The sequence below is a fragment of the Deltaproteobacteria bacterium genome, assembly GCA_035063765.1.
Taxonomy (GTDB): Bacteria; Myxococcota_A; UBA9160; order UBA9160; family PR03; genus CAADGG01.
The window spans coordinates 114,006-129,543 of record JAPSFT010000011.1 but is presented as its reverse complement, the minus strand read 5'-3'; the positions used below and the strand labels follow the sequence as shown (position 1 = coordinate 129,543).

General features: G+C 63.4%; 10 protein-coding genes. All 10 read right to left on the bottom strand.

Annotated elements, in window-relative coordinates; translation table 11 throughout:
* Positions 1 to 281 precede the first annotated feature (281 nt).
* Positions 282 to 1,217 carry a hypothetical protein gene (locus OZ948_10800; protein ID MEB2345220.1) on the bottom strand — a complete coding sequence of 312 codons (936 nt, stop codon included), beginning with the start codon at positions 1,215 to 1,217 and terminating at the stop codon, positions 282 to 284.
* Positions 1,217 to 2,821: a DUF3696 domain-containing protein gene (locus tag OZ948_10795; protein MEB2345219.1), complete on the bottom strand. Its 1,605-nt coding sequence runs from the start codon at positions 2,819 to 2,821 to the stop codon at positions 1,217 to 1,219. Before OZ948_10795 ends, OZ948_10800 begins: the two co-directional genes overlap by 1 nt.
* Complete coding sequence (locus OZ948_10790; protein ID MEB2345218.1) at positions 2,821 to 3,849, bottom strand: restriction endonuclease subunit S; 1,029 nt, start codon at positions 3,847 to 3,849, stop codon at positions 2,821 to 2,823. Before OZ948_10790 ends, OZ948_10795 begins: the two co-directional genes overlap by 1 nt.
* 155 nt (positions 3,850 to 4,004) lie before the next feature.
* Positions 4,005 to 5,561: a class I SAM-dependent DNA methyltransferase gene (locus OZ948_10785; GenBank protein ID MEB2345217.1), complete on the bottom strand. Its 1,557-nt coding sequence runs from the start codon at positions 5,559 to 5,561 to the stop codon at positions 4,005 to 4,007.
* The gene (locus tag OZ948_10780) at positions 5,558 to 8,974 is read right to left on the bottom strand and encodes a DEAD/DEAH box helicase family protein (GenBank protein ID MEB2345216.1); all 3,417 of its coding nucleotides are present in this window, start codon (positions 8,972 to 8,974) and stop codon (positions 5,558 to 5,560) included. The genes OZ948_10785 and OZ948_10780 overlap by 4 nt, the downstream gene beginning before the upstream one ends.
* 145 nt (positions 8,975 to 9,119) lie before the next feature.
* Positions 9,120 to 10,646 carry a sigma-54 dependent transcriptional regulator gene (locus OZ948_10775; GenBank protein ID MEB2345215.1) on the bottom strand — a complete coding sequence of 509 codons (1,527 nt, stop codon included), beginning with the start codon at positions 10,644 to 10,646 and terminating at the stop codon, positions 9,120 to 9,122.
* Positions 10,647 to 10,674: 28 nt separating this feature from the next.
* Positions 10,675 to 11,769, bottom strand: a complete 1,095-nt coding sequence (locus tag OZ948_10770) for an endonuclease NucS (GenBank protein ID MEB2345214.1) — start codon at positions 11,767 to 11,769, stop codon at positions 10,675 to 10,677.
* A 25-nt stretch (positions 11,770 to 11,794) separates the two neighbouring features.
* The gene (locus OZ948_10765; GenBank protein MEB2345213.1) at positions 11,795 to 12,424 is read right to left on the bottom strand and encodes an RES family NAD+ phosphorylase; all 630 of its coding nucleotides are present in this window, start codon (positions 12,422 to 12,424) and stop codon (positions 11,795 to 11,797) included.
* Positions 12,425 to 12,432: 8 nt separating this feature from the next.
* A complete protein-coding gene (locus OZ948_10760) occupies positions 12,433 to 13,023 on the bottom strand; it encodes a hypothetical protein (GenBank protein ID MEB2345212.1) in 591 nt (196 codons plus the stop codon).
* A 302-nt stretch (positions 13,024 to 13,325) separates the two neighbouring features.
* Positions 13,326 to 14,261 (bottom strand): HNH endonuclease, encoded by a 936-nt coding sequence (locus tag OZ948_10755; protein MEB2345211.1) that lies wholly within the window; start codon positions 14,259 to 14,261, stop codon positions 13,326 to 13,328.
* Positions 14,262 to 15,538 lie beyond the last annotated feature (1,277 nt).

Here is a 15,538-nt window from a genome sequence, read left to right as displayed (position 1 = left end):
ACGCCGCGGCTTTGGAAGCAGCACTTCGCCCAGGCCCCGCTGCGCTCGCTCCTCGACCGCACCTGACCCAGCCGCCTTCCGCTCGCCCGCGCAAGGACGCCTCAGGCTGGCCGGTTACGGTCCTTTGGAGATCTAGGCGGGTCCTTCGGCGGGCTAAACCCTCAGAAGTTCAAGTAGTTGAAGGAGGTGGCCCGACCTGCTGAGGCACCGCTCGGATGAAGTGCCGGCGCAGAGAACCCTGTGGTAAAGACCGAGGTTGTTATGCGAGGCCATGCGCCGGCTTATGGGATCGTGATCTCGCCATCCTTCTCGAAGAAGGGCGTCTCATCTTGGAAGCCAGTCCAGATTCGGGCGTGCTCCGCTTCAGAGAGCAGAGCAACGGGCTGCTCCTTCCCGAACTCCTCATCGAGGCCCTTGCCCAGCTTGTAGCCACCGCGATCGGTCAGCACGTAGCGCTCGTGGAAGTCGTCGGGCGCACTCTCCCTGAGCCGCCATCGGCAGACCCGCACGGGCGGCAGGCCGTCGCAAAGCAGGCCGGGAATATGCTTCGCGCAGCGGCTCCTGAACTCCTCGAAGCTGCACTTGCCGTCGGCATCGAGGGTATGGATCTCCACCCTCTCGAGCGGGCGGTCTTCAACACCCTTCGCGGCCAGGGCCACGCACGCCTGGATCACCGGGCGCCAGCGGTAGAGCGAGGGATCGAAGTGGGGGTCGATGAGAAGGAGCACACGACTGTTGCGCACGAGCTTCTCAATGTGGCCAGCCAATGGTTTCGGTTGCCGCAGGACGGGGAGCTCGCGAGCGACTCCAAGCTTTGCGTGAGACTCGTCTACATCCGCTTCGAGCACGACGTCGGGATGACCGCTGGGGTTTCGAGTCGCCAGAATCGCATGGAAGGCCTTCCTCTTGATCTGGCGATCAGTGGCGTTTCGAATCCAGCACTCGTCCTGTGGCTTTAGCGATCCGTCGTACTCTTCCGGCGACCCTGCCCAGACGAGCTTCGCGTCGGACTGCTGGACCTTTTCGCGGATGCGCGCAAACTCCCGATCCGCGCAGCCGGCCTTCCGACAGGCCTCGAAGATCATCTTCTTCCAGCGCTTCCTTGAGGGGTAGGCGGAGATGGCCCGCGCATGCTGGAAGCCCATGAGGTTGAGGGTCGTGCGGGCCTTGTCCCAGCTCGTCAGCAACTCCGGCTCGATCGCAAACTCGTACAGCATCAGAGCAGCTCTTCCGCTCGCTCCTCGAAGAAGCCATGGGGCCAGCGATCGACGAACTCCCCCGATTCGTCGATGCGCAGTTGGGTCGCCTTGACCTCCCCCTCGATCTGCTCGATGAAGACGACGGCCACTTGGTCAGGCCGAAGCGCTGGCGCACCGGGCGGTAGATCACCGGAATGGGTCTCCTCGATTCGCCGCAGCAATCGCAGCATCAGGTGCTCGCTGTGCGTCTCGAGCAGGAAGCGGCGGGTACCGTCTCCGATTTGGCTCGCGAAGAGATCACCGAGCCCCACCTGCACCTTGGGATGAATGTGGAGCTCAGGCTGTTCGATTGCGGTCAGGCTCGGCCGATCAGGATCGAGAGCAGCGACCACGACCGGCACGACCTGTGAGACGCCCACCCCGACGTCTGCGGGATGGACGGCGATCCTGGACGTGGGGTCCACCAAGCGGAACGCTGTTCTCTTCTCGAGTGACTGAAACTCGGCGGCGAGATCGTCCCACATGTCGAGGAATGTGCCGCGCTCGATCGAGAGCCAGAGTGCGCTGTCCTCTGGAAGCTCGATGAAGGACCTCAGCGCCAGGCCGTAGCCCGTGTCGAGCTTCTCGGAGTCGGAAAGCCAATCGCTCACTCCCGCGACGAACTCAGGCCCAAGGGTATGCATCCGATCCCAGGCACCGAGCCCGCTCGCCCAGCGGTGCGGCTCTAGGTAGCGGGGAGACGCGTACGTGCGAGCGAGCACGTCACGCATAGGCCCAACGTACCGGAGTTGTGCCACTTCATCTTTGAGGAGCTGCCCCAGGCCCACCATCAGCGTCGAGACGCGATAGCGAAACTCCCGAAACGGGTAGGCGTAGAAATCATCTTGCTCGTCGTAGTCAAGCGCGAGGAGCTCTCCCCAGCGGGGCAGGCTCGATCGCGCGAGTCCACCCACAGGCAGGCGATGGCCGCGCCAGTACTCGGCCTCAGATCCAGGCGTGTCGCTGATCCACCGCGATGCCACCTCCTCGCGACTCGGCCGCTCCTCCTCCGGGATCCGGCCGTCGTACGCGAATAGGGGATGCGCCAGGTTCGGAAACAGATCCACCTGTGCACCGTCGTCATTGGATTCGATCCGGCCGATCACCTCGCCATTCATCCCCACTTCATAGGTGCGCAGGGTCGGAGCCTTGCGCGCACCACTCCACCGCACCTGGAGCTCAACCCAGCCGGACCTAATCTCGGTGCTCAGCCCTTCATCGAAGAGCTCCAGACTCTGCAGCTCCTCGGCTTCGTCGGCATCGGCAGCCGACTCGAGCATTGGAAGCTCGGGGAGCTCATGCTTGGTCAAGTCGAGTTCAAAGCGCAGGCGAACCACACGGCTCGTGTCCTGGGCGTGCACGAAGCTCCGGAACCCGCCCAGATCGACGACATCACCTCCGTGATGAGTGGCGTCCGGGTCGAGGTTCCGTCGACTCAGGATCTCGTGCGCGTAGTGGAGCGCGTGCAGGATTGTGCTCTTGCCCGCACTGTTCCGGCCGAAGAGGAGCGTGATAGGGCGCAGCTCGATGCGGATCGGACGGCCGATGCCCTTGAAGTTGTCGACTTCCAGAGCGGTGATCATCAGAGCGCACCCCGGAACGCTTGATTCGACAATGCGGCCAGCAAGCCATCTGCGGCCAAGCGAGCAATCGCCAGCTGTTGCTGGAGACTCATTGCCGACTTCGCGCACTCCGCATAACGAACTTGAGCACCCATTGGTGCATACGGAAGACGCAATCGCCGTTGCGCAGTTATGGGGACCTGGTTCCTTGTTGTTTGCGCCATCTTGGCTTTCAGAGCGTCCTGGAACCTCGAAGATCGCAACGCACCGAACAGGAAGGTGGGCAACAGTCGCTTAGGATCGGGTCGGAATGCAGTCAGCGATGTTCCGATCAAAGCGCGTTTGTACTCTCCCCGATACAAGAGGACGCGGCCGACCGTTGCGTTGTGAGAGAGGAGAACATCTCCCTTCTCGATCCAACCGAATCGGAGAGCTTGTGCCTTCTCTTCTCTCAAGCGTTGAACGGATCGCTCCTCAAGCTTCCCCTCGTCTGTGACGCTCGCTGCAGTAAGAAAAGGAACACCTTCGTCTGTGAAGTCTCTCGCGCGAGGGTAGGCACTTCCAAAGTTGCCATCCTTATGAAGCATCAGAATTCCACGCTGTAGCATTTCGCCAATCTCGAGATCCTCTGCGTCTGATGCGATCGCTTCGCGGAACAACGCGTCCCCAAGTTGGGTCCCAAGCACAATGGCGAGTCTTTTTTTGGATTCAATCGCCTCCGCGTGGTCGAGAATCGCTGCTGCCCTCTCTTGATTCTCGAGCGGAAGCCAGGGGAATTGAAGCTTCGCTTGTCCGGTCTTGGTGATCGCCTTCTGCGTTGAGCCCGTGCAAAGCTGATCTTTCCTATGCTGAAAGAGTGGTGACCTCAAAAAGTGATACAGGTAGCGGGAGTGCACTAGATCCTTCCGAGGGCGGCTCGCCACGAAGCCGGTTGAGAAGATGGTCGACGCATCCTCTTTGCCGACGTGAAAGACCTTCGTAGTTGCCCTCATTTTGGCCCAGATGACGTCGCCAGGTCTTACAGCCAGATCCGCTCGAGTCGGCCTCATGCTGTGCGTGACCATGTCAGAGTCCGTGATGACGCCCCCGTCAATCCCTCCCGTTGCTACGTATCGCCTCTCACCCGTGAACGGATGCACACGCTCAGATGCAGTCGGCGCCACCTCCTCCAGGGGGCGCCATCTCGGCACGATGGTGGCGGTGCTCACAGCAGGTCCTCAAGCTCATCGAGTCGCGCAGAAGTCTCACGTTCAAGGTCGCGAAGCCTCTGAAGCAATGCCGTCGGGTCGTCTAGGTCAGGTTCGACATAGGGCGTCGCTTTGTATTCGGCGAACGAAAGCCTGTAGCTAGATGAGCGAATCTCGTTAGCCATCACTGAGAAACACTGCGCTGCACGGTCACCAAGGCCGATCTCATTGCGCTGTTGCCATCGCGACAAGCAGTCGGGCAGATCGTCGCCTGCAACGCGTTCGCGCTTGTCGTCTAAGGAGAACCCATCTGCGCGCACGTCGTAGAAGAAGACGTCAGTCGTCTCGCCGCCGCGAGTGAAGACCAGGATCGCAGTAGAGACCCCCGCATAGGGCTTGAACACACCAGACGGAAGCGAGATCACCGCCTCTAGCTGGTTCTCTTCTACCAGCATCTGTCGAAGCGCAACGTGCGCATTCGAACTGCCGAACAGCACGCCCTCGGGCACGATCACCGCGGCGCGGCCGCCAGGGTTCTTCAGCATGCGGAGCATGAGGACCAGGAAAAGCAGCTCTGTCTTCTTGGTCTTGATCTTGGCTGTGAGGGTTGGGTCGATGTCCTCGGCGTCCAGGCTGCCCTTGAACGGCGGGTTAGCGAGGATGACGTCGAAGTGGTTCTCGGCGAGTTCGGGGCGCGTTTCACGAAAACCGCGACTGAGCGTGTCCTGATAGTAGATGTGCGGGTTGGCGACGTCGTGGAGCATCAGGTTCATAGCTGCGATGCGGAGCATCGTGACGTCGAAATCGAAGCCGTAAAACATCCCCTTCTGGATGTGGTCGCGGTACGGCTCGAGGAGGTCGCCCGTGTAGACCATGACGGACTTGCCATCGTCGCCGAGCACCGGCCGCCCGTCCTCGCCCTCGGCCGGGAACTGACCCTCCGCCGACGAGTACTTGCGCAGCAGGTACTGCATCGTCTGCACGAGGAAGCCCGCCGTGCCGGCTGCCGGGTCCCCCACCTTCTCAGTGGGCTTCGGGTCCACCATTGCCACCATGACGTCGATGATGTGGCGCGGCGTGCGGAACTGGCCGTTGATGCCCGCCGTGGTGAGTTTGCTGAGCAGGTACTCGTAGAGATCGCCCTTGGTGTCGCCCTCGCCCAGCGGCAGCTCATCGATCAGCTTCACGGCGGCGTAGAGCAGACTGGGCTTCGAGATGATGAGCTGGGCATCCTTCATGTGCTCGCCCAGGCGATCCTGCTTCTCTGCGACGGCACGAATGTGCGCGAAGAGCTCGTCGCGAACGAGGGCAAGCATGCGCGCGGCATCGCCCTCGTGCTTGAACTTCGACCAGCGTAGGTGCTGCTTGTCGGGCCCGAAGAGATTCCCGGGAAAAGCCTCGCCGCGGTGCTTGCGAGTGAAGACGCGCTCTTCGCGCGTCTCCCGGATGTCGAGCAGGCGGGCGAACATCAGGAAGGAGATCTGCTCGATGACCGTGAGCGGATTTGTTATGCCGCCGGTCCAGAACTGGGTCCAGAGGTTGTCGATCTGACTGCGGAGCTTGCCGGTGATCATGAATGGAGACCTTCGGGACCGGGGTTGGCCGGGATGGGTTCGGGATTCTCGAAGCTGGCGATGAGGCCGAGAAGCTCGTCGATCTGAGCCTCGTCTTCGAAGAGCCCATCGATGCCGTCGGGATCGAGCGTCGTGAAGGGCGGCTCGTAAAGGCGCTCGAGTTCGATGCTGCCGGCGCTCGCGATCAGGCTCTTGAGGAGGCTCAGGAAGCGCACCTGGCGCGCATTGAGCGCCTGGTGCTGGTGGACGAACGCTTCGAAGCGCTTCTCGACGGCATCCGCGTCGAGGCCGATGACACGGCGGATCGCCAGGTCGAGGTGCCCCGCGGTCTTGGGATAGAGCTGCTCGAGCTTGGCGAGATCGACATCGGGGTTCTGGGTGAGCACGAGGCTCACCAGATCGTCGAGGTCATGGGAGGTCACAGGCTGGCCGGCCTTGATCTTCTGCAGCGTCCCATTGCTGGCGACGAGGTCGCGCAGCACCTGCTCGACGCGCTTGCGGTAGCCCACCTGATCGAGCCCCTCGATCTTGACGGGGTAGTCGGCGTCGCGGACGAGCGAGAGGTCCTCCGCGATATCGACTAGCTGGGCGTAGTCGGCCGGACCCGCAGGGCGCTCGCGCAACTTCATGATGGACCGCAACTCGAGCCGGGCCTCCTCCAGCGCGCCGAAGGTCGGCTCGGCCCAAAAGGCGACGCTCTTCACGTGGGCAATGGTCTGGGCCTTGGCCTTTACCTGAGCGAGGTTCATCTTGAGCTGGGCGAGGGCGTTCAGCAGGTCGCCCTTCAGGTCCTGGAGCTCGCTCGAGCCCGTGATCTGCGCCCGCTGGAGGCGCGTCACAAGGAGATCGAACTCGTGGGCCTCGACGTGGCCGCGGATGTCGCGCTCCTTCATCAACGGTGCGACCTCCTGTAGGAGGGCCGCCCGGGTGGCCGGGTCGAACTGCTTGAGGATCTGGGCGTCGGCAACCTTCTTGAGGGTCCGCCATGCGTCGCGCACCGCGATGGTGCCCGTGTCCTGGAGGCTCGCGATGTCCTGGCGCAGGAGCTCGATCACCGCCTCGAAGGTGGGCAGATCAGGCCGGTGAAGCGCGGCCTCGGCCAGCTCCACGCGGGCCTCGAAGAGCTGGTGCAGCAGCGACTTGCGAGGCGACGGCGTCGGTTCGACGTAGGTCTCGCCGAAGAACTCGAAGTTGCCCCAGTGGTCGAAGACGAGGAACTCCTTCTTGTGCTCACCCGGGCCGAAGAGGTTCTCGCACCTGCGGGTTCCGCGCCCGATCATCTGCCAGAACTTGACGTAGGACTTGACGGGCTTCGCGAAGACCAGGTTCACGATCTCGGGGACGTCGATGCCGGTGTCGAGCATGTCGACCGAGATCGCGATCTGGATGTCGTTGTGCTGGCCCTGGCCCTTGAAGTCGTCGATCAGTTGCTCGGCGCGCGGGTCGTAGTTGTCGATCACGGTGCAGAAACTTCCGCCGTACTGCGGATAGAGCTCGTCGAAAAGCTCCTTCAGCAGGATGGCGTGGCGGTGGCTGCGGGCGAAGACGATGGACTTGCCGGGCGCTTGGCCGGTTGCGTCGCGGATGCCGCTCTCCATCAGTTTGCGGAGCATCGCGCGGTTGGTGTCCTTGTTGAAGACGTAGCGGTCGAGCTCTGCGGCCTCGTAGTCGAAGCTCTCTGCATTCGCCATCTGCTGCTCGAGCTGAGCCCGCTGGGACTCGCTCATCTCCTTCCATTTCATGCCCTTGCGCTGGAACTCGGTCTGATACGCCCGCACGCGGAAGGGGAGGAGAACGCCCTCGTCGATGGCGCGATCGAGGGGGTAGTGCGCGGTGGGGTCCTGATCCTCGCAGCCGAAGAGGTCATAGGTGTTGCGGTCGATGAAGCGCACCGGCGTGGCCGTGAGCCCCACCTGGAGCGCGTCGAAGTAGTCGAAGAGGTCCTTGTAGCGGTTGTAGATGCTGCGGTGCGACTCGTCGGCGATCACCAGGTCGAAGAAGCCCACGTCGAAGCTCTCAAAGCAGGTCCTCATCGCCGGATAGGTGGCCAGGTAGATCTGGTGCTCGCGCTCCTGGGCGGTCTTGGCGGTGACCGATACCCGCTTGGCGTTCGGGAGGAGCTGCTTAAAGGTGTTCAGGGCCTGTTTGCGAAGCTCGCGGCGGTCGCAGAGAAACAGGATCCGCTTGGCCCGGTTGGCTCGCAGCAAGACATCGGCGAGCGATGCCGCGACGCGGGTCTTGCCCGTGCCTGTGGCCTGTACGATCAACGCCCTGCGGCGTCCCTGGTCGAAGCGCTCGCCGACGCGCTTCACGGCCTCCACCTGGTACAGGCGTCCTGCAATCTCTCGACTGATGGGTACCTCGTGGAGAGGGACGCGGCTGGCACGCTGGAAGTGCAGGTAGGCGAGGCTGTCCTTCGAGTAGAAGCCGTAGATCTTGCGATCGACCTCGTTCTGGGCATCGTCCCACAGGTAGAGGTCGAAGCCATTCGTGTAAAAGATCACCGGACGCTGGCCGTACATCTGCTCGAGGCCATCGGCGTAGAGGCGGGCCTGGTGGCGGCCCAAAGCGGCCTCAATCGAGGTCTTCTTGACTTCGACAACGGCAAGGGGCCTGCTGGCGTCGTCCCAAAGGACGTAATCCGCCTTGCCGTGCCCTGTCTCCGTCGGTTGGTGCTCGACGTCCACCTCCTGGCCGACGTCCGTGGTGCTCTTGCCCGCGGCTCCGACATCCCAGCCAGCCGCGACCAGCATGGTCTCGACGAGGAACTTTCGGGTCTCGGCTTCGCTGAAGGAGAGCTCGCTCGCGGCCTGCTGGCCGGACTGAATGATGAGCTGGAGCTCCTGCGCAGACTTTTCGGCGGACTCGGCTTTCGCGCGGGCCGCGTCAAGCTCCGAGAGGAGCTTCTCCATCTGTGCTTCCTGGGCGGCCAGCTTCTCAAGCGCTGCCTTCTTCTCACGCTTCAGGTCAGCCCGGGTCGACTCTGCAACACCGCCAGCGGGAGGCACCGTGAACTTCGGGCAATCGCTCTGGGAGCCCTTGTCCACGGCGAGGTGAAGCCAGCTGCCGAGGTGGTAGGCCTCGTGGAGGGCACGCCCCGCCATATCGAAGCTGACGGCGCCGCCGTGGGCCGCCTTGTTCCCAAGCTTTCGGACGGCGTGGATCTTCGTCAGCACCACCTGAGGAACAGCGTCTTTGAACGGCTGGCCGTCCAGAAGGGTGAAGAAGTCGGCCTCGAAGGGCTGGCGGAGGCCCAATGCGGTGTAAAGGTCGTTCGTCATCGCCTCCGCGAAGGTGCGGAGCTTGATCAGTGCACTCGCGGGATCGGGATGGAGGTACTGCTCGGCGAAGCCGCCCAGGTCGGCCAGGTAGGTGCGTTTTGCTCGCAGGAACTCGAAGTTGATCGACTTCACCAAGACGTGGCCCTCGCGGCCGTCTCGGAGTATCGGGTTCCACGGACTCGGCGGGAGATGGTCCAAGGGCACGAATAGGGCTCCGGCCCCCGGATGCGATGTGCCATAAGGGGCTCGCGGAGCCTCTGGAGCAATCCCCGTGCCGTCACCCTTCCCGCCTCTTCCTGGGCAGCTTGATCCCGTATCTCTTCATCCAGTCCGTGAGGGTCTGGTAACTCGCCATACCGAGTAGCTTGGCAGCTCGCGTCTTGTTGCCCCCAGCCTCCTGGAGGGCACGCTCGATGTAGTGGCGGGCCAATTCTGCCACGAGATCGCGAACTTGCAGCCCCTCTCCGAGCGGCCGGCCGAGCAGGTCCGATCTCGATCCAGACCCGACTTGCAGGAGCTCCTCTCGGACGTCATCGACTCCGATCCGCGGGCCCGAGGTCCAAATCGACAGTCGTAGCAGCGTGTTCTGGAGTTCTCGCACGTTACCGGGCCACGAGTGGGCGATCAGAAGACTTCTTGCGGCAGGAGAGAGTTCCTTGTGTGCGTAGCCCGGCTGGGAGGCCGCCTCCTGGTTGATCCGCTCGAGCAGGCGCTCGATCAGCAAGCTGAGATCGCCTTGGCGGTCGCGAAGCGCAGGAAGCCGAATCACACCTACTGCGAGCCGGTGATAGAGGTCCTCACGGAAGCGGCCGGCTGCCGCTTCCTCAAGGAGATTCCGGTTGGTCGCTGCGATGATCCTCACATCGACCGAAATCGTGCGATCCGAACCCATACGCCGAACCTGTCGTTCCTGTAGAACTCTCAGCAGCTTGACCTGCGCATCCAGCGGAAGTTCACCGACTTCATCGAGAAAGAGCGTGCCACCGCTCGCCACCTCGAAGTGGCCCTTGTGCTGCTGAGTTGCGCCAGTGAACGCCCCCCTTTCGTGCCCGAACAGCAAGGACTCCACGAGCTCGCGAGGAAGTGCTCCGCAGTTCACCGCCTCGAACGGACCGGAGGACCTAGGGCTGGACGCATGAATGGCCCGCGCGAAGAGTTCCTTGCCAGTGCCCGACTCTCCCTCGATCAGCACAGGAACGTTTCGCGGTGCTACCAGGCGGGCGCGGGCCACGGCACGTTCCATCGCCGGGCTCCGTCGAATGATCTGATCGAACTCGGGCGCCTCGGGCGGCAGCCCATCGCTGAGGCGTTGGAGCTTCTCGTCGGTGCGCCGCAACACATCCGGCACGTACTCGGCGGAGATATCGAACGGGATCGAGACCGTCCGGACGCCCGTCTTCTCGTGCGACTGGATCAACTCAGCGGGGAAGCGGGTCTTGGCCAGAAGCACCCAGACCGCTTGCATAGCGGGTGTTCCTGGGCTGATGTGGATCGCGAGCTCGGCATCGGGTCCGAGCTCTCGTTCCACGAACTCCATGGAGTGAAGAACTGCGTCGTGGATGCCGCTGTAGTCCGTCGGATCGCCCAGGTCCGATGTCAGCAGATGCACTCGCGGGCTTCCCCGCTCCTGAAGCCAACGCACATAGTCCGCTGACTCCTCGCGGGGATAGTTCGAGAGCAGCACCAGTTCGTCAAAGGTGCGCGCTTCGATCACGCTCGCGGTCGGCCCCGGCGATGCCGGGCGATTCGCACGTGCGCAGTCGAGGTCGGTTCGACCCAACCATGCGAGAAGTACCCGCTTCACTCGAGGACCTTCTCAGACGACAGCATCGTCAACTAGCGTCCCATTTCGGGAAATACGTCTTCAGTCGTTCAACTGTGTGCCGCCACTTGGGTGTCGTAGGCTGGCATACGGTGTTCTGGTTCCCGAAGAGGCCCACCTCGTTCACTGCCGAAGCCTCGGGGACGGTATCGAGCCATTGCACCCGGACGAAGTACTCCGCCTTCTCCGGGTCATCGGCGCTTCGCCGGTAGCGTTCAGCGTTCCGCAGCACTTCCAGTACCGATCGTTCGCCGGACGGTGTCTCGACCTTGAAGTCGTTCACCGAACGCACCGGCTCCTTGACTCGCCCAACCCCCACGTAGCCGGTCTTGGGGATCTTGACCCACACGCGGTCTCCCGGAGAAAGCAGCTTCAGCGTCTGGCTGTACCAGCTTCCACCACCCGCGCTGATGAAACCGTGCTGGCGCGCCTCATCCCAAGAGCGCGACGACGTGGGGCCATAAGAGACGTAGTACTCACCGTTCCAGGGCTCCTTCTCGCCCTTGCTCTTGGTCGTGCTCGCGACGTTCACCTGCGTCTCTCCGGGGTCAATGAGCCACGCCCGACTCAGCAGCTGCTCGTCACCATGCTGGAAAACCTGGAAGAAGACGACGTTGATCGCGATGTCCCGAGCGTTGAGGTATCCGATGATGCGCTCCGTCGCGGCATCGAGCTCTGCGGCGACGATGATGATCTGGTGCGATTGGTTGAGGGTCTCCTCATCCAGCTCGATGCCGAACCGCTCCCGAAACGCCTCGTCCAACTTTCCGCCGTTCGAAAACCGCTGATAGATCTGTGCAATCTTCTCCGCGCCGAGCTGCTCCACCCACGACGCGTAGTCGAGGGATTGGGCGATGATCTCACGCGGTGTACGGTCGCGCTTGAGTTCGATCAAGACCAAGGAAGCGTCGGGAGCAATTGCCAACAGATCGATTCGTCCGCCATGGCTCGTGCCCTCTTGCCGGCCGATGAGCATCCACTGGCTCGAGAGGATGCTCGGGTCGCGCGCAATCATTTCCTCGAGCTGCTGTTCGCTTGCCAGACGGCTGGCAGAGAGCGCGGAGGGTCGTTCTCCAACTTTCCAGATCGCGTGTTGAATGGGCATGACTGGTTCAACTCCAGAGAACCGTTCAAACAACCCGATAGCCGAATTGCGCAGCGGCGTTGGTGATCGGGATCAAGAGCGGCGGTTCAGCAAGCGCTCTGTTCAGGCGCGGCTGCTTCGGTATCGCTCCAAGCGCACGCTCGAAGAGGGCGACAGCAGGCTGGTTTCCGCTCATCGACGACGGATAGTAGATTCCATCAATCTCCGGGTACGCATCGTAGATCGCGCGTGACCAACGCTGAGCACGAGGCCGCGGCCCACTGTTGATGGCCATGGATGCACCAGCGCGCGTCGGCCAGGTGCCGGACAGATCCAGCAGATCGAGTGCGCGCTCCGTGGCGAACGCGGCCAACCATGGATCGTTGTGGTGGCGGTCGATGACCCGTGACTCCTGGAAGACCTCCGCGAGGCACGTCGGGCCGTGGATCGCGGCATAGAGGATGGCTCTCTCTTGGTGGTGGGGCGGAGGATCATGATGATCGAACCGGCCCGAAGGGACGGGGCCGTAGGATCGAAACTGGTTCCAGCTTGCGGGATGGGGACCGCCGCGGAAGTAGACTCTCCAGATCAGGCTTCCTGCGGGCAGGCTCTTGACCGCGGGCACTGTGCGAGCGACGAGCTCGGCAGGAGGCGGGGGTTCAGGAAGCTTGGCCAAGCGCGCGCTCAGAGCCCTTCGGCCAGACGAGCGACCTCCATCGGCGAGTGGCCGGCTAGCAGCCACTCCCGCGGGCTCATCGGCTCGTCGCCGCTCTTCTCTGCAACAAGGTCAGGACTGGGCGATAGGAACCAACGAGCAACCGTGACGGGATTCAGGCCCGGATCGAGGCGGGGCACGACCTCGTCAAGACCAGGAACCTCCTTCCTACCCGTGAACTGAAAACGCGGCAGTAGCCACTCGCCGCGCCACTTCACGCCATACAGGCTTGGATGAGGAGCGAGCAAGCGCTGGCGGATGCGGCTCGGGTCCACGTCGAGCAGCTTCGCCGCCTCCTTGGTCGAAACCGCCGTTGCGATCAGCGCACTGAAGTCGAGAGCCCCGCGAAACAGCGGGTCATCGCTGCCGAGCGATTGGCGCCGTGTCGAGAAGCCGCCGCTGTGAAGCACAGCGACCTCTTCGGGCGGTAGCTCCTGTTCCGGCTCCGCCCAGAGATCCTTGCCAGCGATCTGCTCAAGCGTCTCGCGGAGCAACGCGAGGAACTTGCCCTCGTCGATCTCCACCCCCCACTCGCTCAGGTACTCGGTGACATTGCCCATGCATTCCTCACGATGAGATATGTCGTTAGCAAACGTTAGTACATCCTTCTTTTCGGTGCCCCGTGAAGTCGTCTGAGGGAAGGGAGCCGAAACTCAAATGCTTCCAACTTTCATCAGTAAATTCGGTAACTTGAGTCTCAATCACGCAAGGCGGTTGCCGTCCAGCCTGCGCGGGCGAGGCGGCAGAGGTCGAAGGCAACGCGAAATCGGCCAAGCAAGGTCGGCGCGACAACGAAAACTGACCCCCTAACGACATGAAAGTTGACCCCCTTCAGAGAGGAGCGATCCGGACCCGCTCGGGTTCACTCGAGAAATGCTTGCTCGTTGTGCCAGCGCAGGAACTCGGCAGCGGGCCGTTGACCTTCCTCCACGGGCTCCCGAACCCGCTCTCCGTGCAGCGCGTAATAGTGCCGGCCGTTCTCGAAATCCTCGCGAATGCGACGGCTCACCTCGAGCCGAAGCTCCGGAGTGACGGTCACGTAGCCCCGGTCGAAGAGGGTGTGGAGGTCGCTTCGGAGGAGCAGGCCATTGTCGACGCGGTGCTCGCCTCCCGCGGCGTAGGGCCGAATGTGGGCTGCCTGGAGGACCGGTAGGACGCGCTCTCCTGTGACGGCGCAGCGCCGGTCGTACGCGTCGGTTACGAGAATCCGGAAGCTTCCCTGGCCGAGGCGCGGGCGCACCAGGGTGGGCTCGCCGTACCGGGGATGGCCGGGCTCACGCCACTGTGCGGGCCATCCCTGTCCGCTGCTCTGCACTCGGATCCTCTCCTCTACCTGGAGCCACAACGATCGTCCCGGCTCAGCGTTCAGGTCGTACGTCTTGCCTTGGACGATGTTCGGGTGCCAGTCGGGCGGAGCGGGGATCCACAACTCCTCGGGCAGAAAGAAGGGCTGCTCCAGGAGGATGCAGCCGATCGTGTAGTCCTCGTGGGGCTGAGCTGGGGCGCGCCGGTACTGCTCGATGCGCGCCCGCATCTGTGCCAAAGAACTCGCTCCGTTCGACTCGCCGAACGCCTCCCATGCGAGGCTCACGGGCAACCTGGTGGCATGGGCGAAGAAGCCACCGCCAACCACCGAGTGACGCGGAGCATGGAGCTTGAAGAGGAAGAGCTCGCCCGCTTGGAGAGCCCGGAAGACTCGGGTCCCGCCCGGCTGCCAGAAGTTCACGTCGTCGAGCTGCGGACGACTCGCGAGAAGCTGGTACCACTCGTAGTCCGTGATTCCGACGTATGCCTGCATCGACAGACCCGGATCACTCCATCTCGACGCGCGTCCCCGGCGGAAGAGCGGCTGCGCGGCGGGATCATGGCACGACCAGGTTGCCGACCGCGACTGCGCCTCGCGTCGAGCCTCTGCTGCAGACGGACCGCACGTCACTTGGCGAGCCGATGGGCGGCGCCATCGCAGCGCGTCCGCGCATGGTGACGTGGGATCAGAGGCTCTGCAGGAGTGCGTCGAAGGAACGATGCGAGCGCAAGATAAAGGCGGTCCACTTCCCCAGAAGAGCCCGCCACTGCTCGACATTTCATGGGCCATGATCGCGTTCGTGGGCCATCTTGGCCCAGTTTGGAACCGGTCTTGATCATGGCCCGCGCTGTTACGCGGCTGGGCGAATGGAAGCCCCGACACAGCTCCACGGCACCTGGTTGGTAGCGCCTCTGCAGCACCTTGGATCGCGAAGTGTCGATCGGCTGCAGCGCCGCGGAAGCGCGTCGGGCGGGTATCGAACTCGTCGACGCAGCGTTCGGCAGGCTGGATGTGGAGAGAGGGACAGAAGTCGCAGGTATCGGTGCGAATGCAAGATAAGTGACGGAGGGATTCGCGGAAGTCCCTGTACGCCCTCGGGAATGCGAGGGAGTACTCGAGACGTGGCGGAGGAATCCTCCGCCTGCGCTCTGCGCGGTGTCGGTTCCCGCGAAGGCCGCTCGGCGGAGCGATGTCCGCAAGGAAGCTGAACGCTGCCCCTGCAGAGTCGCTGCAGGACTCCTGCACTCCGGGCCCGATTTCGGCGCCTCCGTCGGTAGCTGGGCCGCAGGCGGTCGGCACCGCTTGCGGCTGAGCGACGGCAGTCGCGCCTCCCGCGATCGATCCGGAGTTCGTGCGCCAGCCACACGCTGGCGGCGTTTGGTTGGAGACTGCGAGCCATCCCCGGACCCGGTCGTGACCGCAGCCAATGCGAACCGCCGTGAGCGCGCGGACTTGCAGGGATGCGCCCGATCCGGAGCGCTGGCACCGCACTTGCTCTCTCCAACAGCGCCTCCCCGCATGAGGGGAAGCCATGGCCGAGACGCCGACCGAAGCGCGCGGGAATGCCTGACGTGGCTTCCCTCGCCCGGCTCCTCGCCTCGCCGGCCGCTGCCGCCCCTGCGGTACGCTGGGCCCTCGTGGCGAAGCTCGGGCGCATCCGGAGCCGCTCGCGCGGCGAGGACGGTGTGCGGGAGTTCTACCTGGACTTCCGGCCGGTCGGGCGGGTGTGGTCGAACCGCGGGATCCGCATCACGGACGAGGCGACGGCG